This is a genomic window from Mycoplana sp. MJR14 (assembly GCF_029210525.1).
Classification (GTDB): Bacteria; Pseudomonadota; Alphaproteobacteria; order Rhizobiales; family Rhizobiaceae; genus Mycoplana.
In genome coordinates this window covers 193,759-218,224 of sequence record NZ_JARGEO010000008.1, presented here as the reverse complement: position 1 = coordinate 218,224, position 24,466 = coordinate 193,759, and the positions used below count along the sequence as shown (strand labels likewise).

Genomic DNA, 24,466 nt, shown 5'->3' with positions numbered 1-24,466 from the left:
CGGACTCTACGTGCTCCGAACGCCCACCCGGAGGAGGGAGGAGGAGTGACCGGACGGGATTGTGTCCGAAGCACCTAGCTGGATCGCCTTGCGGCGAAATCTTTCGTTTTACTTTCGCTTCGAGCGCTTTCGCGTTCGCTTCGATGCGCGTCTTATAGCCGAAACGAAAAAAGACAACAGCGAATTTTGAACATGGGAGCCATGCACCCAGCGCATGCTGGCTCACCGCAAGTCTCCGACCTCTGCAAGCCTTCCCCATGCGCCCCCATGGCGCCTCAGCTCGCAGACGCCTTCTCTGCCGCGGCCTCGCCTTTCGGCTTGAGCAGGAGGATCAGGAGCAGGCCGGCGACGATGAGCGCCGCCCCTTCCAGATGGTAGAGGTGCAACTGCTCGCCGAGGATGAAATAGGCGAGCACGGCGATGAAGATCGTCTGGATGTAGAGGAACATCCCCGCCCGGCTGGCGCCCAGCGTCTCGATGCTCCGGTTGAAGAGATAGTACATCAGCGCGCCGCCGGGGATCGCCACATAGGCGAGCGCCACGAGCCCGCTGACATTCAGCGTCGTGCGCTCGTCGGCCGCCAGTTCATAGAGGTAGAACGGCAGCGCCGTGATCACCGCCGCGCCGAGCAGAAGCACCAGCAGCGCCAGCCGGTCGAGCTCGAATTTCGCCCGGCGAAGCAGGACCGTATAGAGGCTGAAGCAGAACGCACCGGCGACGATCCACAGCTCGCCGGCATTGAAGTCGAGCCCCATCAGCGCCGCCGGGCTGCCCTTGAGAATGATGACCGCGATCCCGACAAAGGCCAGGATCGATCCGATCACCTGCCAGCGGCCCATCGGCTCGGCCAGGATCACCCGGGCAAGGATCATAGTGAGGATCGGGATGAGCGCGATGATGATGCCGGCGGTCGTGGCGTCGGCATGTTCGAGGCCGACGAAGATCAGGCCCTGGCAGACCGCCAGCCCCGTGCCGCCGATGACCAGGAGTTCGAGGCCGCGTGCCCGCACCATCGCCACCATGTCGGCGCGGTGGCCGCGCACGATCGGCAAGAGGATCGCAAAGGCGATTAGCACTCGCCAGAAGCAGAGCGCCCAGGGCGGCATCTCGGCGGAGACCCATTTCGCCGCGATGTAGACGCCGGCCGACAGCAGCCAGCAGACGACCGCGACGGAATAGGCGGCCGCAAGCGCGCCGCCCGCCGCCGGTTCCGTCCCGCCTGCATCGCGATGTACCGCCAGGACATGGATCGCCATGGCCGGATCGTGCCACAGTTCGTCCACGTTGCACAGATGCCGGCTCCTCCACAACCCGGTATGCAGAGCGCAGGAGCGCTTGGCACGGCCCTCTTCCAAGCCACGAGGCGCGGAATTGCCCGCAATTCGGAAATTCGGCTGGGTTTTCGGCGGCAATGGGTTAGAGTCCCGGCCCGAATCCCAAACCGTCCGGTAGCACAGCCATGTTCCAGAGTTTCGACGTCACCTCCACCCCGCAATTCGGCCGCGAACGCACCGACGCGCTGCGCGCCACGTTCGACGGCCTCGGCATCGACGGCTTCCTCGTTCCGCGCGCCGACGAGTTCCAGGGCGAATACGTGCCGAAATGCGCCGAACGGCTGGCCTGGCTGACGGGCTTCACCGGCTCGGCCGGCATCGTCCTCGTCACCCGCGGCGAGGCGATCGTGTTCGTCGACGGCCGCTATGTGACGCAGCTTGCCGAACAGGTCGACGGCAGCGTCTTCAAGGGTGGCGACCTGGTCGGCGAGCCGCCGCACCTGTGGATCCCGAAGCACGCCTCGAAGGGCTTCCGCCTCGGCATCGATCCCTGGCTGCACACCGGCGGCGAGGTGCGCAGGCTCGAGAAGGCGCTGGAGAAAGTCGGCGGCAGCCTCGTGCCGCTCGACCACAACCCGCTCGACCGCCTCTGGACCGATCGTCCCGCCGAGCCGCTCGGCCGGGTGAAGATCCAGCCGCTCGAATTTTCCGGCAAGCTGGCGAAGGACAAGATCGCCGAGATGGCGGCAAAGGTGGCGGAAGCCGGCGCCGACGCGCTCGCCGTCACCGATCCCTCGACCATCGCCTGGCTCTTCAACATCCGCGGCAGCGACGTGCCGCACACGCCCCACCCGCTCGCGCGCGCCATCCTGCATGCAAACGGCAAGGCCGAGATCTTCATCGACAAGCGCAAGACCGGCATCGAGGAGGAGGCCTACCTCACCCAGTTCGCCGATTTCACGCCGCCATCCGAGTTTGCCGCCCGCATCGCCGCCCTGTCACGCGAGGGCAAGCGCATCCTGATCGACCCCGACCAGGCGCCGTTCGCGCTCGCCGAGGCGATCCGCCAGGCCGGCGGGACCGTCGTGGAAGGCGCCGACCCCGCCCGCCTGCCCCGCGCCTGCAAGAACGACGTGGAACTCGCAGGCTCCGCCAAGGCGCACCTGCAGGACGGCGCCGCCATGGTCGAGTTCCTGGCCTGGCTCGATGCCGCCAAACCGGGCACGCTGACGGAAATTGCCGTGACGAAGAAGCTCGAGGCCTGCCGCGCCGCCGTCGGCGAGCGCATGCAGAACCCGCTGAAGGACGTCTCCTTCGACACGATCAGCGGCGCCGGCGCGCACGGCGCGGTCATCCACTATCGGGTCACGACCGAGACCGACGCGCCGCTCGAGGACGGCACGCTGTTTCTGATCGATTCCGGCGCGCAGTACATCAACGGCACCACCGACATCACCCGCACGGTGGCGATCGGCGACGTGCCGGACGAGCAGAAGCGCTTCTTCACGCTGGTGCTGAAGGGCATGATCGCGATCAGCACGGCGCGCTTCCCGAAGGGCAGCCGCGGCTGCGACCTTGACCCCCTCGCCCGCGTGGCGCTGTGGAAGGCCGGCGCGGATTATGCCCACGGCACCGGCCACGGCGTCGGCTCCTATCTCTCCGTGCACGAGGGTCCGCAGCGCATCGCGCGCCTGGCGACGCAGGAGCTTCTGCCCGGCATGATCCTCTCCAACGAGCCCGGCTACTACCGCGCCGGCAGCTTCGGCATCCGCATCGAGAACCTGATCCACGTGCTGCCGGCAGCACCCGTCGAGGGCGGCGACCGCGACATGCTGTCCTTCGAGACCCTGACCTTCTGCCCGCTCGACAAGCGGCTGATCGTCACCGAGCTTCTGACCCGCGAGGAGCTCCACTGGGTCGACGAATATCACGCGCAGACGCGCGAGAAGCTGATGCCGCTGATCGAGGATCCGACGGTGCGCACGTGGCTGGAGGCCGCAACGGCGCCCTTCAGTCACGGAACGTGACGGGGACGCGCCAACCACGATCCGGATGACGAGCGACGGGCGCCATAGTGCGCCGGCTCTGCCCCTCATCCGCCTGCCGGCACCTTCTCCCCTCAAGCGGGGAGAAGGGCGAACGCCGCAGCGCCTTCGTCCCCTTACAACGCATGCGAGGAGAGAGGGTGTCGCAGCGTCTCCGTCCCCTCGCCCCGCCTGCGGAGAGAGGGTCAGGGTGAGGGCGGTCTTTCCCCGGTGAGAGAACCCGGCGGCAGCGCCGTTCGCTTCCGCCCGCTCAGGCCGAATGCGCCAGCGGCGCGTCCTCGCGCACGGGGGAAAGCCCGAAATGCGCGCGCAGCGTCGTGCCCTCGTAGTCCTCGCGGAACAGGCCGCGCCTGCGCAGGATCGGCACGACCTCGGCAGCAAACAGCTCGAACTGGCTGTAGAGGATTGGCGGCATGACGTTGAAGCCGTCGGCGGCACCGGAGACCAGCCAGTCCTCGATGATGTCGGCCACCTGCTCCGGCGTGCCCGTCGCGGTGAAATGGCCGCGCGCGCCGGCGAGCCGCTGCAGCAGCTTTCGCAGCGTCAGCCCTTCGTTGAGCGCGGTCTCGACATAGCCGATGGCGCGGCTCTTCGACGCCTCCACCCGCTCGGGATCGGGAAAGTCGCCGCGCCTCAACGGACGGTCGAGCGGCACGCCGCTGAAATCATGGCCGCCGAAGCGGGCCGACAGCCGCGACAGCCCGATCTCGGTGCTGGTCAGCGCGTCGAGTTCCTCCCAGACCTGCTCGGCCTCGCGCATCGTCGAGCCGATCGCGGCACTGAGGCCGGGCAGGATGACGATATCCTCCGGCCGGCGCCCGTAGGCCGCGGCCCTGCCCTTGACGTCGGCATAGAACGTCCGCGCCGATTCCTTGGTCAGGTGGGCGGTGAAGATCGCCTCGGCCCAGCGGGCGGCAAAGGCCCGCCCGGTGTCGGACTGGCCGGCCTGCACGTAGACCGGGCGCCCCTGCGGACCCGCCGGCACGTTCAGCGGGCCGCGCGTGCGGTAGTGCCGCCCTTCGTAGGCGATCGGCCGGACCAGCGACGGATCGAGGTAGCGTCCGCCGTCGCGGTCGTCGAGCACCGCATGCGAGGGGTAGCTGCGCCAGAGCGCGTCCACGGCCTCGACGAATTCCTCGGCGATCCGGTAGCGCTCGCCATGTTCGACATCGGCCTCGAGCCCGTAGTTCAGGCCGGCCTGCGGCGCCCAGGAGGTGACGATGTTCCAGCCGGCCCGGCCGTTCGAGATATTGTCGAGCGAGGCGAACTGCCGCGCCAGCGTATAGGGCAGGCTGTAGGTGGTCGAGGCCGTGCCGATCAGGCCGATCCGCTCGGTGCGCGCGGCGAGCGCCGACAGCAGCGTGAAGGGTTCCAGCGCCCCAGTCGCCACCAGCCCGCCGTTGTTCGGCGCCACCAGCGTGTCCGCCAGGAACACCGCGTCGAACTTGGCGGCCTCGGCGATCCGCGCCGCCTCCGCATAGAGCTCGATATCGGTCAGCGCCCTCTTGGTCGAGGCCGGATGCCGCCACGCCGCCTCGTGATGGCCGCGGGGCATGAGAAACAGGTTCAGGTGCAGCTTGCGGGTCATGGTCTATGCCTTTCAGACGGCTTCGGTTTCCACGCCGAGGCTCGACAGCAGTGTCTGTCGGAGGCCGGCAAACTCGGGATGGTCCACCCGCCGCGGCTGCGGCATGCGGACGGGATGGTCCTCGGCGATCCGCCCGTCCTTCAGGACGAGGATGCGGTCGGCCAGAAGCAGCGCTTCCTCCACGTCATGGGTGACGAGGATGACGGTCGGCCGCTGGCGTTCGACCAGGCGCAGCAGCAGCGCCTGCATGCGCAGCCGTGTCAGCGCGTCGAGCGCGCCGAAGGGCTCGTCGGCGAGCAGCACGTCCGGTGCGCGCAGAAGCGAGCGGGCCAGCGACGCCCGCTGCTTCTGCCCGCCCGAGAGCGTCGACGGCCAGACGTCCGTCTTGTCGCCGAGGCCGACGGCTCCCAGCATTTCCAGCGCCGCTGCCCGGGCGTCCGGGCGACGCAGGCCGAGCGTCACGTTGCCGATCACGCTCATCCACGGCAGCAGGCGGGAATCCTGGAACAGCACGGAAGTGCTTCCGGCGACCTGGAAATGGCCGGCGGTCTCGGCGTCGTCGTCGAGGCCGGCGAGCGCCCGAAGCAGCGTCGTCTTGCCCGAACCGCTCTCGCCGAGCAACGCCACGAACTGGCCGCGGGGGATCTCCAGCGACACCCGGTCGAGCACGGTCTTGCCCTTGAAGCTGCGCGACAGGTCGCGAAGGACGACCGCGGGAGTGATGGGACGGTGGAAGGTCATGAGCCGAGCGACCTCCGGTAGGACAGGACCTTCGCTTCGACCGCGCGGACGACGGCGTCCGAGACGAGGCCGAGCACGGCGTAGATGATGATGCCGACGACGATGATGTCGGTCTGGCCCCAGTCGCGGGCACGGTTCATCAGGTAGCCGATGCCGGTCTGCGTATTGATCAGCTCGAGAACGACCAGCGCCGTCCAGCAGAGCGCGACGGCGAGCCGCAGCGAGACGAAGAAGCCGGGAAGCGCGCCGGGCAGCGCCACGTGGCGGATGAACTCGCCGCGCGAGAGCCCCAGCGTCCGCGCCAGCTCGATATGGCCGATGTCGATGCCGCGCAGCGCCGCGTGGGTGTTGATGTAGACGGGCACGAGCACGGCAGTGAAGATCAGGAACACCTTCATCGCCTCGCCGATGCCGAGCCAGATGATCACGAGCGGGATCAGCGCCAAGGTCGGCACCGCCCGCTTGATCTGCACCAGCCCGTCGATCAGCGCCTCGCCGGTCCGCGTCAGCCCCGAGAGCAGCGCGAGCACCACGCCGGCGAGCACGCCGAGGAAGAGCCCGGAATAGGCGCGGCCGGCGGATGCCAGCAGATGCGGCAGCAGGCTGCCGTCGGAGAACATCTGGTAGCCGGTGGCAAGCGCGGTGGATGGCGCCGTCAGCGTCGCCGGCGACAGCAGCCCGAGCCGCGAGGCGGCCTCCCATGCGAGCACCACCAGCACCGGACCCAAGAGGCGAAGGCCGGCGGGCAAGCGCTCCGGCGTCAGCCGAACGGCGCGTGCCCCGCTGCGGGGCGGTGCGGGCGATCGCTCGCCTGCCCGTCCCGCCACGTAGAAATTGCCCTCTGAGGTCGCGTCCGTCATGTCCTCTCCTCTCGTTTTCGGTCGCGCGCTCAGGCGCGGGCGCCGGCGATCACGTCGTCGAAGGTGTCGACGAAGGATCCGGCGGCGTCGAAGCGCTCCTTCAGCGAGCCGGACTGGTAGAGGATGTCGATCAGCTTCTGGTGATGCGGGATCGCCTCCACCGACGTCTGGAACACCAGCGGCGACTGGCCGGCGAGGATCGCCGCCGTGTCGTTCGGGTCGATGCGCTGGAAGTCGGTGTAGTAGTGCTTGGCCCAGGCCTCCTGGTTGTCGTTGCTCCAGCGCCCCGCCCGCACGAAGGCGCCGATGAACTGACGGATGGCCGCGGCCTTGCCGGGATCGGCGAGCACCGCCGGACGGGCGTAGAAGTAGCTCGTGCTCGGCAGCAGCCTGCGTTCCTCCGGATCGAGCACCGGGCTGGCGCCGACCTGGTTCACCAGGCGGGTGACGTGCGGCTCCTGCAGCACCGCCACGTCGACGGCGCCCGAACGGATCGCATCCGGCAGGTCGGCGATGCGCAGCTTGACCAGTTGCACGTCGTCGAGCTTCAGCCCGGCGCGGTTGAGCGCCTCGATCAGGAACACCTGTCGCCCCGAGCCCTCGATGTAGCTGACGCTATTGCCCTTCAGCTCGGAGAGCTTGTTGATGACCAGCCCCGGCCGGCTGGTCAGCCTGTACTGCGCCACTTCGCGGGTGAAGGTGGCGACGATCGGCAAGAGCGTGCCGGCCGCCCGCGCCTGGATCGGCGGCGTATCGCCGACATAGGCGATGTCGAGCGCGTCCGCGCGGATCGCCTCGTAGATCGCCGGCCCGCCGGCAAAGTTGGGGAGCTCGAACGCGAAGCCGAGCTTGTCGCCCTCGCCGCTCGCCTCCAGCAGGTTGCGCACCAGCTCGCTCTGGTCGGCAACGATCAGCCTGGTGCCTGCCGCCGGCTCTTCCGCCGCCGCGCCCCGTCCGAGTACCGCCGAAAATCCGATCGCCGACGTCGCCGCGAGAAATGCCCGTCTGTTCAGCATGGGATGCCCTCTCCTGTTCGTTACCTTGGGAGAAAGGCTAGGCCAAGCTGGCGCCCACATCAATATCTATAGATTTTATGGATTTAATTTGGTCATATATTCCCGTCGATCGCCGTGACGCGCAGGCGTTGTTCTAAGAAGCGCGGAATCGACGCGCAGCGGTTCTCCTGTCAAGAGGGGCTGCCAAGGCGCGTGACGGTCACGGCGGCGCGGCTTCGTCGCCGGCAAAGGGCCCCCGGCGAGCTCCGTCAGGTGCCGAAAGCGTAGCGCATCAGCATGACCGCGCACCAGCCGATCGCCAGCATCGGCAGCACCGAGAGCCGGAGGCTTGCGATCAGCGCCGCCGCCATCGCCACCTGCACGTCGGGGCCGCCGGTGAAGAAGGCGGGCGCCACGAGCGTCGTCAGGACGGCCGCCGGCACCGCGTTCAGCGCCGCCTCCAGCCGCGGCGGGATCGTCTTCATCCGCATCACCAGCCAGTAGCCGCCGATGCGCGTCAGGAAGGTCGCAACCGCGCCGGCCAGGATGAGCGCGACCATGTCGCCATGAAAGAACGCGTCCATCTCAGCCCTCCTGCGCTGCTTCGCGCGGAGCCGGATCGCGCTTGATCGGCAGCATAGCGGCGAGCGCCATGCCGGCAATCGCGCCGATGCTGACGTGCCAGGGGGAGCCGACCGTGTGATAGGCGATCACCGAGACGGCACCGCTGACGGCGACGACGGGCAGGAAGTTCGCGCGCTTGCGGAAGCCCAGCACCAGCGCCATGAAATAGATCGGCAGCAGCACGTCGATGCCGATCACCTTCGGATCGCCGATCAGCTGGCCGAAGATGCCGCCGAGCGCGGTCATCACCTGCCAGGGAACATAGATGACCAGCGCAAAGCCGATGTACCAGGCGAAGCTGACCTTGCGGCCCGATTCCCCGCGCCGCAACGTTTCGGCAAATTGCGGATCGGTCAGGACGAAGAAGGCGAAGAACTTCTCCACCGCCGTGAAATGCCGGACGAACGGCGCCATCGCGGCCGAATAGAGGATGTGGCGGAAGTTCACCGCGAAGATCGACAGGACGATCACCCAGGGCGCGATATGCTGGCCGAACAGCTCGATGCCGACCAGCTGGCTGGCGCCGGCGAAGATCGTCATGCTCATCAGCACCGCCTCGGCAATCGTCTGGCCGTTGGCGACCGCGACGGCGCCGAACAGCGCCCCGAACGGCGCTGCGGACAAGAATACCGGCGTGCCGTTGCGCACGCCCTGGAAGAAATCAGCCTTGCTCACCTAACGCGCACCTCCGCCCTGCGTGGAACCGCTCTAGTCCCCCGCCACCCTCAGCGCAATTGAATATGCCTGATGTACCGATCGATTTTGCTGAACCATTGCCGGCCCGCAGCCACGGACCGGCCGCCGTGCGGTCTCAGGGCTTGGTCTTCACCTGGAACGTGTGCTCCTGCGCGGGGAAAGTCCGCGCCTTGACCTCTTCCGCATAGGCGGCGAAGGCTTCGCTGATCTGCGGCGCGAGATCGGCGAAACGCTTGACGAAGCGCGGCTTGAAGTCGGTGAAGATGCCGAGCGCATCGTCCACCACCAGCACCTGGCCGTCGCAGGCGGGCGACGCGCCGATGCCGATCGTCGGCACGCTGAGCGTGCTGGTGATCTCGCGGGCGAGCGGCTCCACCGTCCCCTCGACGACGATCGCAAAGGCCCCGGCATCGTCGATCGCCTTGGCGTCGCGGCGGATCTTGTCGGCTTCCTTGTCGCTGCGGCCGAGCGAGCGGTAGCCGCCGGTCGTGTTGATCAGCTGCGGCATCAGCCCGACATGGCCGAGCACCGGAATACCTCGCTGGGTGAGGAAATCGACCGTCTCGGCCATCTCCGCGCCCCCCTCCAGCTTCACGGCGCTGCAGCCGGTCTCCTTCAGCACGCGGGCGGCGCTGTGGAAGGCCTGCTCCTTGGATTCCTGGTAGGAGCCGAACGGCAGGTCGACGACGACGCAGGCATTGTCCGATCCGCGCATGACGGCCTGGCCGTGCGCGATCATCATCTCCAGCGTGACGCCGACGGTGGAATCGAGGCCGTAGACGACCATGCCGAGCGAATCCCCGACCAGCATGAAGTCCACATGCGGATCGAGCAGCTTGGCGATCGGCGTCGTATAGGCCGTGAGGCTGACAATCGGTCGCTGGCCCTTCAGGGCCCGGATATCCGCGGGCGCAAGGCGCCGCTTCGCTGCATGCACGCTCATTGTCAGGCTACCTTCGCTGCTGTCTGCGTATTCGGGCCGATAATCCGGTTATCGAGCAGCTTCGTGCTCCCGATCCGGACGAAAAGCAACACAAGAACCGGCCCGGGACCGATTTCCTCGACCTCGGCCAGCGTTTCCGGGTGCCGCAGCGCCACGATCTCCGCCCTGGCCAGCGGCTCGGCGGCGATGAAGGCGCGCACGCCCTCCTCGACGGCGCGCGGGCTGCGCTCGCCGGCTCGGATCAGCCGTTCGGCCTCCTCCAGCGCCTTGGGAACGACGACGGCCGCCGCCCGCTCATCGGCGCTCAGGTAGACGTTGCGCGACGAGCAGGCGAGCCCGTCCGCCTCGCGCACCGTCGGCACCCCGATCACCGCGACCGGCTGGACCAGGTCCTCGACCATGCGGCGGATGATCGTCAGCTGCTGGAAGTCCTTCTCGCCGAAATAGGCGCGGTCCGGGCCGACGATGTTGAACAGCTTGGTGACCACCGTGCAGACGCCGGAGAAATGGCCGGGCCGCACCGCGCCCTCGAGCTCGGCGCCGAGCGCGGGCACGTCGACGACGGTCGCCATCGGGCGCGGATACATGTCGGAGACACCGGGCGCGAACACGAAATCGACGCCGCCCTCGTCCAGCATCTTCTGGTCGCGCGGCAGGTCGCGCGGATAGCGCGTCAGGTCCTCGCCGGCGCCGAACTGCAGCGGATTGACGAAGATCGAGGCGACGACGACGTCGTTTTCGGCGCGCGCGCGGCGCACCAGTTCCATGTGGCCGACGTGAAGATAGCCCATCGTCGGGACGAGGCCGACGGTCTTGCCGCGGGCGCGAAGCGGCGCCAACGCCGCGCGCAAGCCCTCGATGGTGGTGACGGTCTGCATCGAGGCTGATCCTCCAACCTTTGCCGGCCGTGAGGGACAAGCGATCCGTCAGGGTCAGGCGATATTTCTCACTGCCGCGCACCGGATCTGCCGCAGGTCACAGCCAGCGTCCTCGTGCGCCACACCTCCTCCCAAAGGTGTCACTGCCGGCGGCATTTGCACTCTTTCGCGGCAGCGGCGCTTTCTAACTTGTGCAGCGCGAAAACACAATCGCCCGCTTGCCGTGGCGGCAGCGCGCGGGCCTGCGATATTCGCCCTGTACTTTTGCACCGCTTCCAGCTACGAACGCGCCAGTCGCAGACGGCCGCAAAGGCCGGAGCAATGCGCCCGCACATCCGGGCCGGACCTGACGCATGTGCCCCGAAGACGCGCAGCGGTTTCGGGACTGCGCCATGCACAGGAACAACACAGAGAGCACGTGAGCCTTCGCCGGCGGCGCGCTTCACAGATTCGAAAGACCAGAAATGACCGAATACGAACGCCTCGTTCCGGCGATGGCAAGCGCGTTGGCAAAACGCGGCTACACGACGCTGACCCCGGTGCAGAAGGCGGTGGCCGATCCCGGGCTCGAAGGCGCCGACCTGCTCGTTTCCGCCCAGACCGGCTCGGGCAAGACCGTGGCCTTCGGCCTGGCCTTTGCCCCGACCCTGCTCGGGGGCGAAGAGCGCTTCGGCCGGGCCTCCGCGCCGCTGGCGCTGGCGATCGCGCCGACGCGCGAACTCGCCCTGCAGGTCAAGCGCGAGCTCGAATGGCTCTATGCCGAGACCGGCGCGGTGATCGCTTCCTGCGTCGGCGGCATGGACATCCGCACCGAACGCCGCGCGCTGGAACGCGGCGCCCAGATCGTCGTCGGCACCCCCGGCCGCCTGCGCGACCATATCGACCGCGGCGCGCTGGATCTTTCCGGACTGAAGGCGGTCGTCCTCGACGAGGCCGACGAGATGCTCGACCTCGGCTTCCGCGAGGATCTGGAATTCATTCTCGAGGCGGCCCCCGAAGAACGGCGCACGCTGATGTTCTCGGCGACCGTTCCCCGGGCCATCGAGGAGCTGGCGCGCAGCTACCAGCGCGACGCGGTGCGCGTGACGACGGCGGCCGAGAAGGGCCAGCACGGCGACATCGCCTATCGCGCCCTGGCCGTCACCCCGCACGACCGCGAGCATGCGATCATCAACGTGCTGCGTTTCTACGAGGCGCCGACGGCGATCGTCTTCTGCTCGACCCGCGCCGCCGTCAACCACCTGACCGCGCGCCTCAACAACCGCGGCTTCTCCGTCGTCGCGCTGTCCGGCGAGCTCTCCCAGAACGAGCGCATGCACGCGCTGCAGGCAATGCGCGACGGCCGCGCCCGGGTCTGCATCGCCACCGACGTCGCCGCCCGCGGCATCGACCTGCCCAATCTCGAGCTCGTCGTCCACGCCGATCTTCCGACCAATCCGGAGACGCTGCTGCACCGAAGCGGCCGTACCGGCCGCGCCGGCCGCAAGGGCGTCAGCGCGCTGATCGTCCCGGTCCCGGCGATCCGTCGCGCCGAGCGGCTGCTGGCGATGGCCAAGATCACCGCCGAATGGGCCAACCCGCCGTCCGCCGACGAGATCCTGCAGCGCGACGACGAGCGGCTCTTGGCCGATCCCATCCTTGCCGAGCCGGTCGCCGACGACGAGGCGGCGTTCACCGACGCGCTTCTGGCCACGCTCGACGCCCGCCAGATCGCCGCCGCCTTCGTGCGCCTCTATCGCAAGGGCCGCTCCGCGCCGGAAGAGCTGCGGGACGTCGACCTGTCGCAGCGCCGCCCCGCGCGCGAACGCCGGCCGGGCGAAGCCGGAGAACAGGCGCCCCGCCCGCCGCGCGACGCCTTCGGCCCCGGCCGCTGGATCTCGATCTCCGTCGGCCGCAAGCAGAACGCCGAGCCGCGCTGGCTGATCCCGATGCTCTGCCGCGCCGGCGGCATCACCCGCAACGAGATCGGCGCGATCCGCATGCAGCAGGAGGAGACCTACATCGAGATCGCCGAAGCCTCGGCGGACGCCTTCCTGGCCAGGATCGGCCCGAAGCAGCTCATCGAGAAGGGCATCCGCCTGACGAGGCTCGAAGGCGTGCCGGACATGGCCGCCAAGCCCCGGGGCAAGGCCGCCGGCGACCGGCCCGACCGCGGCCCGCGCAAGGAACGGGACTTCGGCAAGGAACGGGACTTCGGCAACGAGCGCGACAACGGCAGGCGCGGGCGCGCTTCCGGCAATGACGACGGCGCCGACAAGCCCCACCGCAAGGCCTGGGAGAAGGGCGCAGACGCCCAGGCGCGTTCGCATGACGCCGCCGTACGGGAGGAGCGTTCCGGCAAGCCCGCGGGCTTCAAGGGCAAGGCCGGCAAGGCCCGCCCCTTCAAGGACGGCCCCTTCCCCGACAAGCCGGCCCGTCACGACCACAAGGCCGCGGGAGCCCCGCCGAAGCGCAAGGCACGCAAGTCCGCCAACTGAGCCCGATATGCCGCCGGATGGCGACAGGCGCCCACGCCTGCCATCGTCCGGCGGCCCCGGCTTCCCGCCTGCAATCAAAAATGGCTTCCGTTGCGGCAATTCGTGCAACGAAAGGGCGAATTCTGCCGTTTTCCCCTTCACCACCTGCCGCAAGAATCATATTGTCGCTGCAGCGCGGCAGGGGAATCAGGACGGGCGACGTCGCGCACCTGGCGGGTTGAATGGCAGATACGAAACCAAATCTGGGCCGGACGGGACCGTTGTCCCTGACCATGGACCGGCTGACCGAGGAGTTCTGGGAGCGTTACCGTCGCCTGCACGACGCCATCGACGCCGAGGACATCCCGCTCGTCCATCGCCTGGATCGAGAGCTGACGAACGCCCTGACCGCACTGGTCGACCGTCAGACCAATGACGCGGCCGAGCAGCAGGCCCAGTTCACCGCACTTCTGAGGCTGTTGCGCGAGGAGGCCGAGGATGCCTCCAGCGTCCGCAACAACGCCGATCTGATCGAGCTGCTGCTGCGACGGTACATCACCGTGCGCACGCGGCCGGCCGACCAGAACGGCCTGCCCGCCCTCTCCGCACCGGTCCGGAACGGGGTGCTGGACATCGCGCAGCTCGATACGCTCGCCGAGCGCGTCGCCGTCGTGACGACCGACTACCGCTATCTCTACACGAATGCAACCGAGGCGGCCCGTCTCGGACAGAAGCCGCACGAGCTCGTCGGGCGGCACGTGCGCGACATCGTCGGCGCCGAGCGCTTCGACCGGATCAGGGACAATCTCGACCGCTGCTTCGCCGGCGAAACCGTCGAATACACCAACGCCCGCGAGCGGGACGGACAGGTGGTCGTGATCCGCCGCCGGCTGACGCCGTGTTATTCGGAAGGCCCGACGATGATCGGCGCGCTGTTGGTCATCCACGAAGGCCCCGACCGCCGCCGCCGGGACCATTGAGCGATGCCGATCACGGCTTGATCCGCTCCAGCCACTGGTCCTCGTCAATCACCTCGACCCCGAACTCGCGCGCCTTGTCGAGCTTGGAGCCGGCGCCCGGGCCCGCCACGACCAGGTCGGTCTTCTTCGACACAGAACCGGACACCTTGGCGCCCAGCCGCTCCGCCATCGCCTTCGCCTCGTCGCGCGTCATCTTCTCCAGGGAACCGGTGAAGACGACGGTCTTGCCGGCCACCGGGCTGTCGCTGGCAACGGGCACTTCCGCAGCCTCCGGCGTCACCTCTTCTAGGAGCCGGCCGATCACGTCGAGGTTGCGCGGCTCCTTGTAGAATTCGACGATGGCGCGGGCGACGACCTCGCCGATGCCGTCGATGCTGTTGAGTTCGGCCCAGGCCTCGCCCGAGAAGGACGCCGCCGCCGTCATCCCGGCCTCGAAGGCCGCATAGGTGCCGTAGGCGCGCGCCAGCAGCTTCGCCGTCGTCTCGCCGACATGGCGGATGCCGAGCGCGTAGATGAAGCGGTTGAGCGCGATCGTCCGCCGGGCATTGATCGCCTCGAACAGCTTGCGCACGCTCACCCGGCCGAAGCCCTCGATGTTCTCCAGCTTCGTCAGCGACGCCGCCTGCCGCTTCTCCAGCGTGAAGATCTCCGGCGCGGTGCGGATCGACAGCGCCCGATCCTCCGCCTCGAAGAAGAAGTCGATCTGCTTGGAGCCGAGCCCCTCGATGTCATAGGCGTTGCGGGAGACGAAGTGCTTCAGGTGCTCCACCGCCTGCGCCCGGCAGACAAAGCCGCCGGTGCAGCGGCGCACGGCATCGATCTTGCCGGTCTTCTCGTTGATATCGCGCACCGCATGGCTGCCGCAGACCGGGCAGGTCTTCGGGAAGTCGTAGGGAACCGCATCCGCCGGCCGTTTCTCCATGACCACGTCGAGCACCTGCGGGATGACGTCCCCTGCCCGCTGCACGATCACCGTGTCGCCGATGCGGATGTCGTGGCCGTCCTCGCGGATGCGCTCGCCGGAATTGCCGAGGCCCTTGATGTAGTCCTCGTTGTGCAGCGTCGCATTGGTGACGACGACGCCGCCGACGGTGATCGGGGTCAGCCGCGCCACCGGCGTCAGCGCCCCTGTGCGGCCCACCTGGATGTCGATCCTCTCCACCTTGGTGAAGGCCTGCTCGGCCGGGAACTTGTGCGCCGTCGCCCAGCGCGGGCTGCGCGAGCGGAAACCGAGCCGCGCCTGCAGGTCCAGCCGGTCGACCTTGTAGACGACGCCGTCGATCTCGTAGTCGAGATCCGGCCGCTTCAAGCCGATGTCGGAGTAGTGGGCGATGATGTCGTCCACCGAGGTCAGCCGCTTCATCAGCGGATTGACCGGAAAGCCCCACTCCTTGAACTTGGCCACCATGCCCATTTGCGTATCCGCCGGCATCGCCGACATCTCGCCCCAGGCATAGGCGAAGAATTTCAGGTTGCGGCTCGCCGTCACCTTCGCATCGAGCTGGCGCAGCGACCCCGCCGCGGTGTTGCGCGGATTGACATAGGTCTGCTTGCCCTCCGCCGCCATCTTCTCGTTCAGCGCCAGGAAGTCGGCCTTGCTCATGTAGACCTCGCCGCGCACCTCGACGACATCCGGCACCCCGCCGGGCAGCCGCTCGGGGATCTCCCTGATGGTCCGGATGTTCTCGGTGACGTTCTCCCCGGTCGTGCCGTCGCCACGGGTGGCGGCATTGACGAGGCGCCCCTGCTCGTAGCGGATCGACATGGACAGCCCGTCGATCTTCGGCTCGGCGGTGAAGGCGATCGAGCCGTCCGGAAGCACGCCCAGGAACCGGTAGACGGAATTGACGAAGTCGCGCACGTCCTCGTCGGAAAACGTGTTGTCGAGCGACAGCATCGGCCGCGAATGGGTGATCGGCGCGAAGGTCGCAAGCGGCGCCGCACCGACCTTGAGCGAGGGGCTGTCGGCCCGCACGAGCTGCGGGAAGCGCTTCTCGATCGCATCGTTGCGCCGCTTCAGCGCGTCGTAGTCGGCATCCGATATCTCCGGCCGGTCCTTGCCGTGATAGAGCACGTCGTTCTTGGCGATTTCGGCGGCAAGGACGGCCAGTTCGGCCGCCGCCTGCGCTTCTGTCAGGTTCTCGACGGGGATTTGCTCGACGGACATCGCGGAACTCCAGAAAGACTGGCCTGTTTTTTAGAGCATGGCGGCAAAAAGGGAAGAAGCCACGCTCGCCATCCTCATGAAGATGTGGGCAGCATCGACACGTGGCGGACGTCACGGATGAGCGGACCCTGCCGGCCCGGACACTGGGCCTCCGGCTAGCCGCCGCCCGACAGGAGCCGCGCCGCCGCCGCCCGCGCCTCTTCGGTGACGGAGGCGCCGGCGAGCATGCGGGCGATCTCCTCGGTGCGGGCATCCTCGTCCATGCGGGCGACGCGGGTGGCGATCGTCTCGCCGCCGTCGACCGGCCCCTTGGAGATCAGAAGGTGCGTCGCCGCGCGCGCGGCCACCTGGGGGGCATGCGTGACGGAGAGCACCTGCACGGTCGACGACAGCCGCTTCAGCCGCTGGCCGATCGCATCCGCCACCGCCCCGCCCACGCCGGTGTCGATTTCGTCGAAGACGAGCGTCGGCGCCGAGCCGCGGTCGGCCAGCGCCACCTTCAGCGCCAGCAGGAAGCGCGACAGCTCGCCGCCGGAGGCGACCTTCATGATCGGGCCGGGGCGCGTGCCGGGGTTCGTCTGGACATGGAACTCGACGGTGTCGATCCCCTCCTCGGCCCCGCCTTGCGGATCGGTGGTGATGTTGACCATGAAGCGGGCCCGCTCCAGCTTCAGCGCCGGAAGCTCGGCCATGACGGCGGCGGCCAGCGCCTCGGCGGTATGGTGGCGGCGCTCCGAGAGCGCCCGGGCGGCTGCGTCATAGGCCGCCCGCATCTCGCCGACGGCCTGCTCCAGTTGCGTGAGCTTTTCCTCGCCCGCATCGAGATCGGCAAGGTCGGCGATCATCCTGGCGGCGAGCGCCGGCAGGCCGGCGACCGGAACGGAATATTTCCGCGAGGCCGCCCGGAGCGCGAACAGCCGTTCCTCGGTCCGCTCCAGGAGCTTCGGGTCGAATTCGGTCTTGCGCAGCGCCGCCTCGACCGCCATCTGCGCGTCCGAGAGCTGGTCGACGGCGCGGCCGAGCAGCTCGACCGTCTCTTCCAGCAGCCCCGGCGCCTCCTGGCTCTTGCGCTCCAGCCGCCGCACCATCGAGGCGATGACGGGAACCGGAGAGGCGTTGCCGTTGAGGAAGTCGCTCGCCTCGTTGATGTCGCCGGCGATCCGCTCGGCCTTCATCATCCGCGCCCGCTCCTCGGCCAGGACCTCCTCCTCGCCGTCCTGCGGCGAGAGCTTCTCCAGTTCCTCGACGGAGGAGCGGATGTAGTCGGCCTCGCGCGCGGCCGCCTCGACCTTCTCGCGGTGGCGGCGCAGCGAACGCTCGGCTTCCTTCCAGCGCTGGTAGAGGGCAGCGACCTCCGCCACCGCCTCGCCGAGCCCGCCGAAGGCGTCGAGCAGCAGCCGGTGCGCGTCGGTGTCGATCAGGGCGCGGTCGTCGTGCTGGCCGTGGATCTCCACGAGCTTCTGGCCGGCCTGGCGCATGAGCTGTACTGAGACCGGCTGGTCGTTGACATAGGCCTTGGTGCGGCCGTCGGCCGACTGGACGCGGCGGAAGATCAGGTCGCCGTCGTCGTCGATGCCGTTCTCGCGGAGCAGGCTGCGGGCCGCATGCGTCATCGGCACGTCGAACACCGCCGTCACCTGGCCCTTGTCCAGCCCGTGGCGGACCAGCGAACCGTCGCCGCGCCCGCCGAGCGCGAGCGACAGCGAATCGAGAAGAATGGATTTGCCGGCCCCGGTTTCGCCGGTCAGCACCGAGAGCCCGCCGTCGAAGCCGAGGTCAAGCCGTTCGATCAGGACAATATCGCGGATCGAAAGCTGTGCCAGCATCCGAGGTCATATCTCTTTGCTCAGGCGCCGATGAGGGCTTTGCCGGCGCGCGAAATCCAGGATCCAGCGTTCTCGCGCGGCTCCAGCCCCTTCGACTGCAGCAGCTTGTAGGAATCCGCATACCACTCGCTGTCCGGATAGTTGTGGCCGAGAACGGCGGCAGCGGTCTGCGCTTCGCTGGCGATACCCATTGCATAATAGGATTCGACGAGGCGTGCGAGCGCTTCTTCGACCTGGTTCGTCGTGCCGTACTGCTCGACGACGGTGCGGAAGCGCGTGATCGCCGCCAGGTATTCCTTGCGCTCGAGATAGTAGCGGCCGACCTGCATTTCCTTGCCGGCCAGCTGGTCGCGGGCAAAGCGGATCTTCGCCTGCGCATCCTCGACATATTCCGAATCGGGATACTTGGTAACGACGGCCTGCATCGCCTCGATCGTCTGCGTGGCGGGACGCTGGTCCTGCGTCACGCTCGGGATCTGCTTGGCATAGGCCAGCCCGACGATGTACTGCGCGTACGCCGCGTCCTCGGATTCCGGATAGAGCTTCAGGTAGCGCTGGCCGGCGGTGATCGCCTCCTCGTTGGCGCCCTGGCGGTAGTTGACGAAGGCGCTCATCACCAGCGCCTTGCGCGCATATTCGGAGAACGGGTGCTGCCGGTCGATCGCGGCGAACTTGCGCGACGCCTCCGTGACGTTGCCGGCATTGAGGTTCGCCAGCCCCTGGTTGTAGAGAACGTCAGGCGGATCGGTCTCGACAGACAGCTTGGTGATGTCGATGTCGGGATCGCTCTGGCACGCCGTCAGCGCCAGTGGCACCGTGGACAGGAGCGCGACGCAGGCAATCCGCGTCCAATATTTGGCACCAACAATCCCTGCAAAATTCATCTGACAATCCCAAAATCATCGCGGCGCCCTGTCGGAGCGCCGTTCATTGGACGCGTTCTATCCCCAATCCCGCGCATACCGCAACGCCATGCCGCTGCAATAACGCATTTTTATGGCAAAGAAAGTGTGAAGCGCCGCGCGATTGGGGACAGTCCCCGGCCCTCAGGCGGACCAGGGAGCGAACTCCGGTGCGTTGACCGCGATCAGCTCGCGCTTTCCGGCGCGCGCACGCGGGAGCGACGTTTCCACGACCTCATAGGCCGTGCGATCGTTCAGCAGCGCCTTCAGTGCCAGCGCATTCATCTTGTGGCCGCCGCGATAGGAGCGGTAGCAGCCGATGAACTGCGCGCCGGCCAGCGCCAGGTCGCCGACGGCGTCCAGCGTCTTGTGGCGGGCGAACTCGTCGCCGTAACGCAGGCCCTCGATGTTGATCACGGCATTGTCGTCAGAGATGACGACGGAATTCTCGAGCGAGGAGCCAAGCGCATAGCCGGCGGCCCAGAGGCGCTCGACGTCGCGCATGAAGCCGAAGGTCCGGGCGCGCGACAGTTCGCTGCGGAACGTCGCCGGCGTCAGCTCGCCCTTCCAGGCCTGGCGGCCGATCAGCGGGCAATCGAAATCGATCTCGACCTCGAAGCGCGTGCCGTCATGCGGCAGGAACTCGGACCAGGACGAACCGGCCTCGACACGGACCGGCTTGACCACGCGGATGTAGCGGCGCTTGACCGCCAGCGGCCGCAGGCCGACCTGGTCGATGGCGTCGATGAAGGGAGCGGAACTGCCGTCCATGATCGGCATCTCGGCGCCCTGGACCTCGATCAGCACGTTGTCCAGCGACAGCGCGTAGAGAGCGGCCATGACATGCTCGATCGTCGCGATCGACTTGTCCGGCGAGAAGCCCAGGACGGTGCAGAGGTCGGTGTTGCCCACCTGCGAGGAGACGGCCCGGTATTCGCTGACGGAACCGTTGTCGTGAAGGCGCTGGAAAACAATGCCGCTGTCGGCCTCGGCCGGATGAAAGGTAATGGAAACCAGAGCGCCGGAGTGGACGCCGGTTCCGGAAATCGTGACCGGGCTCGAGATCGTCGTCTGAAAACCCAGCAAGCTGATGGACATCGTCTAATTCGCCTTATCTTTGCACCGGCTTTTGGCCGATCGTCACTATTTTCTTATCGTTTTGTTTCGCGCGCTCCTCGGCGGCCGAAGCCGGAAATGGGGACTGCGCTACCGAGACCGCGCCAGGCTCATAAAAATTGCCCATGAATCAATGCGCTGGCGGCGTTTCTGGCCGGAATGTAGTGGCGTGTCCGAATTGTTACAAATCACTGTTTCTTTCGTTGTGTTACGACCCACAACCTATGCCCAACCAATTGAAAGAAAAGAGAAAAAGAAGAAGGCCCGGATACGGGATCCGGGCCTTTGTTGCAACAATCGTGACGCCTCAGTTCGACTGGCGGCGCAGGAAGGCGGGAATCTCCAGCTGGTCGTCCTCGCTCAGCGCCCGCGGCTGCGGCGTGGCGCGGCCGTGGTCGTCGAGCTGGCCGCGGCGCGGCGCGTAGATGCTCGCTTCCGGCGACATTGCCCGGCGCTGCTGCGCCGGAGCGGCCTCTGCCGCGGCCGGCTGCTCTTCCTCGTCACGGCGTCCGAGCGAGGAGGTGATCCGCTTCAGCAGCCCCATCGGGCCGCGTTCCTCGGCCTGGACCTGCGCCGGCTGGACGCGATGGTCCATCTCCGCCTTCACCACCGGCGGGAAGTCCTCGATCTTCGGCATGCGGGTCGCGACCGGCTCCTGGCGGATGACCGGGGCCGCGGGCTCGGCCCGCATGGCCGGTGCCGGCTGGTACTGCGGCTGCGGGGCCGGAGCCGGGCGTGCGGCGACCGGGGCCTCAGCGGCCGGAGCGGATGCGAAGATCCGGCTCTGCGGGCGGAACTCCTCCTGCGGCGCGACGGCCGGCTTGGCGTCCGGAAGCGCCAGCTCGCGCTCGAGGCCGATCTCTGCCTGGCGAATCGTCTCGGCGATCGGGTCGGCCGCCCGCATCGGCTGCGGGGCGACCGGCTGGGCCATGACGGGGGCCGGTGCGGGTGCGGCTGCGACCGGCTGCGGTGCCGGGGCGACCTGCGGCTGCGGCGGAACGGCGGCCGACGGACGGACGAGCGGCTTGTTCACCGGACGAAAGTCGGCAGTCTTGCCTGCGACCTCCGCAGCGGCGCGGTCGATGCCGGTCGCAACGACGGAGACGCGGATCAGGCCTTCCAGTTCCTCGTCGAAGGTCGCGCCCAGAATGATGTTGGCGTCCGGATCGACTTCCTCGCGGATGCGGGTCGCCGCCTCGTCGACTTCGAACAGCGTCAGGTCGCGACCGCCGGTGATCGAGATCAGCAGGCCCTGCGCACCCTTCATCGAGGTCTCGTCGAGGAGCGGGTTGGCGATCGCGGCCTCGGCTGCGGCCATCGCGCGGCCCTCGCCCGATGCCTCGCCGGTGCCCATCATCGCCCGGCCCATCTCGCGCATCACCGAACGGACGTCGGCGAAGTCGAGGTTGATCAGGCCTTCCTTGACCATCAGGTCGGTGATGCAGGCGACGCCCGAATAGAGCACCTGGTCGGCCATCGCGAAGGCGTCGGCAAAGGTGGTCTTGTCGTTGGCGATCCTGAACAGGTTCTGGTTCGGGATCACGATCAGCGTGTCGACCGACTTCTGCAGTTCCTGGATGCCCTGTTCGGCAAGCCGCATGCGCCGGCCGCCCTCGAAGTGGAACGGCTTGGTGACGACGCCGACGGTCAGGATGCCCTTGTTGCGGGCCGCCTGCGCGACGATCGGTGCTGCACCCGTGCCGGTGCCGCCGCCCATGCCGGCGGTGACGAAGCACATGTGCGTTCCGTTCAGGTGGTCGATGATCTCGTCGATGCACTCCTCGGCGGCCGCCCGGCCGACCTCGGGCTGCGAACCGGCGCCGAGGCCCTCGGTGACCTGCGCGCCCATCTGGATGATGCGCTCGGCCTTGGTCATGGTGAGCGCCTGGGCGTCCGTGTTGGCGACGACGAAGTCGACGCCCTGGAGCCCTGCGGTGATCATGTTGTTGACAGCGTTGCCGCCGCCACCGCCGACCCCGAATACGGTGATGCGGGGCTTCAGCTCAGTGATGTCCGGCTTCTGCAGCTTGATCGTCATTGTCGATGTTCCTTTTGTCTGTTCTGGCCTGCATCGCCACACCGGCCAAATTGTCTAATTCCGTAACCCGCCTACGCAACTACCCGGCGGCAACCCGTCAGAAACTCTCCTTCAGCCACTGCCCCATGCGGGCAATGCGGCCGTTTCCTCCTGCAAGCGACGCAAGCATGCCGCCCTGCGTCGAATGCGCTTCCAACTCCGCCACCTGCGGATAGATCATCAGGCCGACCGCCGTGGAAAACGCCGCACCCTTGGCCGCGGCAGGCAGGCCCGAAACGCCGAGCGGGCGCCCGACGCGAACGTTGCGCGCCAGAATCCGGCGCGCGGCTTCCGGCAGTCCCGTGAGCTGGCTGGCACCGCCGGTCAGCACGATTCTCTTGCCCACGATCGGCGAGAAGCCGGACCGCTGGATCCGGTCGCGGATCAGTTCCAGCGTCTCCTCGATACGGGCGCAGACGATGCGCGAGAGCAGCGCCCGCGGCACGTGGGTCGGTTGGTCGCGATCGTCCTCGCCGATCGGCGGGACGGCGACGATGTCGCTTTCGTCGGACGCGTTCGGCAGCGCCGAACCGTGCACGACCTTCAGCCGCTCGGCATCCTCGATGCGGGTCGAAAGGCCCCGGGCGATGTCGGTCGTGACGTGATGGCCGCCGAGCGCCACCGCATCCGCATGCACCAGCTTGCCCTCGGCGAAGACCGAGATCGCCGTCGTGCCGCCGCCCATGTCGATGCAGGCGCAGCCGAGCTCGACCTCGTCGTCCACGAGCGCCGACAGGCCGCTCGCATAGGGGGTCGCCACCATGCCCTCGACAGAGAGGTGCGCGCGGTTGACGCAGAGTTCCAGGTTCTTCAGCGCGGTGCGCTCGGCCGTCAGCACGTGCATGTCGACGCCGAGCACGTCGCCGTACATCGAAAGTGGGTCGCGGATGCCGCGCTCGCCGTCCAGCGAGTAGCCGGTCGGCAGCGAATGCAGGATCGCCCGGTCCTGGCGCAGCGAGCGCTGACCGGCCGCCGTGAGCACCTTGCGCAGGTCGGCAGCCTCGACCTCCTGGCCGCCGAGATCGATGGTGCCGGTATAGATGTCGCTCTGCAGGCGCCCGGCCGAAACATTGACGATCAGGCTGTCGATCGTGAGCCCGGCCATCCGCTCGGCCGCATCGACCGCCAGGCGGACGACGCTCTCGGCCGCATCGAGGTCGGCGATCACGCCGTTCTTGACGCCGCGCGAGCGCTGGTGGCCAAGGCCGATGATCTCGATCGAGTGGGTGCGGCCCGGCAGGATCTCGCTCTCCGGACGCGGCGTCAGCCGGCCGATCATGCAGACGACCTTCGTCGAGCCGATGTCCAGGACCGAGACGATGTGCGACCGCTTCGAATTGAGCGGCTTCAGGCGGGGCAGGCCGAAATGGGAGGAGCCGAAGATACTCATGAGCGGTCGGTCACCTTCTTCAGTTCCTTCGTCCGCTGCTCGAGCACGACCTTGCGGCGCTCGACGGCGCCTTCGGTCAGCCGCACGGTGGTACGGTCTTCCAGTCTCAGGTCCACGGCGGCGATGTCGCGCTCCAGGATCCCCTGCTCGGCCTCGAGCCTGGCGAGAACTTCCATGGCACGCGGCACGTTGCTTTCCGGCAGCATCACGAGGACGCCGTTGTCGAGACGGAGGTCCCAGCGGCGGCCGGCGACGCGCACATAGGCCTTCACCCGTGCCTTGACGTCCGGCCAGGCCTCGAACTGCTTTTCGACATCGGCGGCGGCAACCTCCGCATCCCGGCCGACGAACAGCGGCAGGGTGGAGAACTTGCTGTCGCGCAGCGGCGCGATCACGCTGCCGTTCTTTTCGATCAGGGAGAGATCGTTGCCGTGCTGCCAGATACCGAAGGCGCTGCGTTCCTTCAGCGCCACCTCGATCGTCCCCGGATAGACCTTGCGCACCGAGACATGCTCAACCCAGGGCAGTTCCGACAGCTTGCGCCGGGCCTCCTCGACATCGAGCGCGACCAGCGAGGTCGTACCGTCGAGGCCGAGCAGTTCGAGGATCTCGATCTCGGAGGTTTCGCGTGCGCCGGAAACCTTGACGTCGTCGATGGCAAAGCCGACGGCGGTCGTGGTCGTCTGGGCGAAATCCTGCGTGTGCCCGCCGAGCGACATGCCGTAGAAGCCGGTGGCGGCAAAGAAGGAAGCGGCGGCGACCGAGCCGGCATGGCGCGGGATCGACACGCGCCCCACGGCGAGACCGACGGCGAAGCGCACGAGGCGGCGCAGCGGACGCGGCAGCACGCGGCCGCCCTCGGCCTCCGCGAGGCCCGCGGCGTCCATCTGGCGCGCTCTGCTTCTCTT

General features: G+C 67.9%; 20 protein-coding genes. 3 read left to right on the top strand and 17 right to left on the bottom strand.

Annotated features, from left to right (window positions below):
• On the bottom strand, positions 1–226 hold a 226-nt coding region (locus tag P0086_RS18850), incomplete at its 3' end, for a hypothetical protein (protein ID WP_275788291.1).
• A 49-nt stretch (positions 227–275) separates the two neighbouring features.
• A complete protein-coding gene (locus tag P0086_RS18845; protein WP_275788322.1) occupies positions 276–1,256 on the bottom strand; it encodes a DMT family transporter in 981 nt (326 codons plus the stop codon).
• 203 nt (positions 1,257–1,459) lie between these two features.
• On the opposite strand from P0086_RS18845, the gene P0086_RS18840 reads away from it, so the two are divergent.
• The gene (locus P0086_RS18840) at positions 1,460–3,301 is read left to right on the top strand and encodes an aminopeptidase P family protein (RefSeq protein ID WP_275788290.1); all 1,842 of its coding nucleotides are present in this window, start codon (positions 1,460–1,462) and stop codon (positions 3,299–3,301) included.
• A gap of 268 nt (positions 3,302–3,569) precedes the next feature.
• On the opposite strand, the gene P0086_RS18835 is transcribed toward P0086_RS18840, so the two are convergent.
• From P0086_RS18835 to panC, 8 genes are all read right to left on the bottom strand, one after another.
• The gene (locus P0086_RS18835; protein WP_275788288.1) at positions 3,570–4,907 is read right to left on the bottom strand and encodes an LLM class flavin-dependent oxidoreductase; all 1,338 of its coding nucleotides are present in this window, start codon (positions 4,905–4,907) and stop codon (positions 3,570–3,572) included.
• A gap of 12 nt (positions 4,908–4,919) precedes the next feature.
• Entirely contained in the window at positions 4,920–5,648 is a 729-nt protein-coding gene (locus tag P0086_RS18830) for an ABC transporter ATP-binding protein (RefSeq protein WP_112610056.1), read from the bottom strand.
• Entirely contained in the window at positions 5,645–6,508 is an 864-nt protein-coding gene (locus P0086_RS18825) for an ABC transporter permease (protein ID WP_275788287.1), read from the bottom strand. The genes P0086_RS18830 and P0086_RS18825 overlap by 4 nt, the downstream gene beginning before the upstream one ends.
• Positions 6,509–6,537: 29 nt before the next feature.
• Positions 6,538–7,524 carry an ABC transporter substrate-binding protein gene (locus tag P0086_RS18820; protein ID WP_275788286.1) on the bottom strand — a complete coding sequence of 329 codons (987 nt, stop codon included), beginning with the start codon at positions 7,522–7,524 and terminating at the stop codon, positions 6,538–6,540.
• A 248-nt stretch (positions 7,525–7,772) separates the two neighbouring features.
• Positions 7,773–8,087: an AzlD family protein gene (locus P0086_RS18815; RefSeq protein WP_112597794.1), complete on the bottom strand. Its 315-nt coding sequence runs from the start codon at positions 8,085–8,087 to the stop codon at positions 7,773–7,775.
• A 1-nt stretch (position 8,088) separates the two neighbouring features.
• Positions 8,089–8,802 (bottom strand): AzlC family ABC transporter permease, encoded by a 714-nt coding sequence (locus tag P0086_RS18810; RefSeq protein WP_112597796.1) that lies wholly within the window; start codon positions 8,800–8,802, stop codon positions 8,089–8,091.
• 136 nt (positions 8,803–8,938) lie between these two features.
• Complete coding sequence (gene panB, locus P0086_RS18805; protein WP_112597798.1) at positions 8,939–9,766, bottom strand: 3-methyl-2-oxobutanoate hydroxymethyltransferase; 828 nt, start codon at positions 9,764–9,766, stop codon at positions 8,939–8,941.
• A gap of 2 nt (positions 9,767–9,768) precedes the next feature.
• Entirely contained in the window at positions 9,769–10,644 is an 876-nt protein-coding gene (panC, locus tag P0086_RS18800; protein WP_275788284.1) for a pantoate--beta-alanine ligase, read from the bottom strand.
• Between the two features lie 464 nt (positions 10,645–11,108).
• Between panC and P0086_RS18795 the strand changes: the two genes are divergently transcribed.
• A complete protein-coding gene (locus P0086_RS18795; protein ID WP_275788283.1) occupies positions 11,109–13,121 on the top strand; it encodes a DEAD/DEAH box helicase in 2,013 nt (670 codons plus the stop codon).
• A gap of 260 nt (positions 13,122–13,381) precedes the next feature.
• The gene (locus P0086_RS18790; protein ID WP_275788281.1) at positions 13,382–14,080 is read left to right on the top strand and encodes a PAS domain-containing protein; all 699 of its coding nucleotides are present in this window, start codon (positions 13,382–13,384) and stop codon (positions 14,078–14,080) included.
• A 10-nt stretch (positions 14,081–14,090) separates the two neighbouring features.
• On the opposite strand, the gene ligA is transcribed toward P0086_RS18790, so the two are convergent.
• From ligA to P0086_RS18755, 7 genes are all read right to left on the bottom strand, one after another.
• Positions 14,091–16,247 carry an NAD-dependent DNA ligase LigA gene (gene ligA / locus P0086_RS18785; protein WP_275788279.1) on the bottom strand — a complete coding sequence of 719 codons (2,157 nt, stop codon included), beginning with the start codon at positions 16,245–16,247 and terminating at the stop codon, positions 14,091–14,093.
• 155 nt (positions 16,248–16,402) lie between these two features.
• Positions 16,403–18,073: a DNA repair protein RecN gene (recN, locus tag P0086_RS18780; RefSeq protein WP_275788277.1), complete on the bottom strand. Its 1,671-nt coding sequence runs from the start codon at positions 18,071–18,073 to the stop codon at positions 16,403–16,405.
• A 20-nt stretch (positions 18,074–18,093) separates the two neighbouring features.
• Complete coding sequence (locus P0086_RS18775) at positions 18,094–18,957, bottom strand: outer membrane protein assembly factor BamD (protein WP_112597810.1); 864 nt, start codon at positions 18,955–18,957, stop codon at positions 18,094–18,096.
• A 162-nt stretch (positions 18,958–19,119) separates the two neighbouring features.
• Complete coding sequence (gene lpxC, locus P0086_RS18770; protein ID WP_112597812.1) at positions 19,120–20,073, bottom strand: UDP-3-O-acyl-N-acetylglucosamine deacetylase; 954 nt, start codon at positions 20,071–20,073, stop codon at positions 19,120–19,122.
• 325 nt (positions 20,074–20,398) lie between these two features.
• Positions 20,399–22,129, bottom strand: coding sequence for a cell division protein FtsZ (ftsZ, locus tag P0086_RS18765; RefSeq protein ID WP_112610074.1), 1,731 nt, complete (start codon positions 22,127–22,129; stop codon positions 20,399–20,401).
• A gap of 97 nt (positions 22,130–22,226) precedes the next feature.
• Entirely contained in the window at positions 22,227–23,558 is a 1,332-nt protein-coding gene (gene ftsA / locus P0086_RS18760; RefSeq protein WP_112597816.1) for a cell division protein FtsA, read from the bottom strand.
• Entirely contained in the window at positions 23,555–24,445 is an 891-nt protein-coding gene (locus P0086_RS18755; RefSeq protein WP_112597818.1) for a cell division protein FtsQ/DivIB, read from the bottom strand. The genes ftsA and P0086_RS18755 overlap by 4 nt, the downstream gene beginning before the upstream one ends.
• Positions 24,446–24,466: the final 21 nt, after the last annotated feature.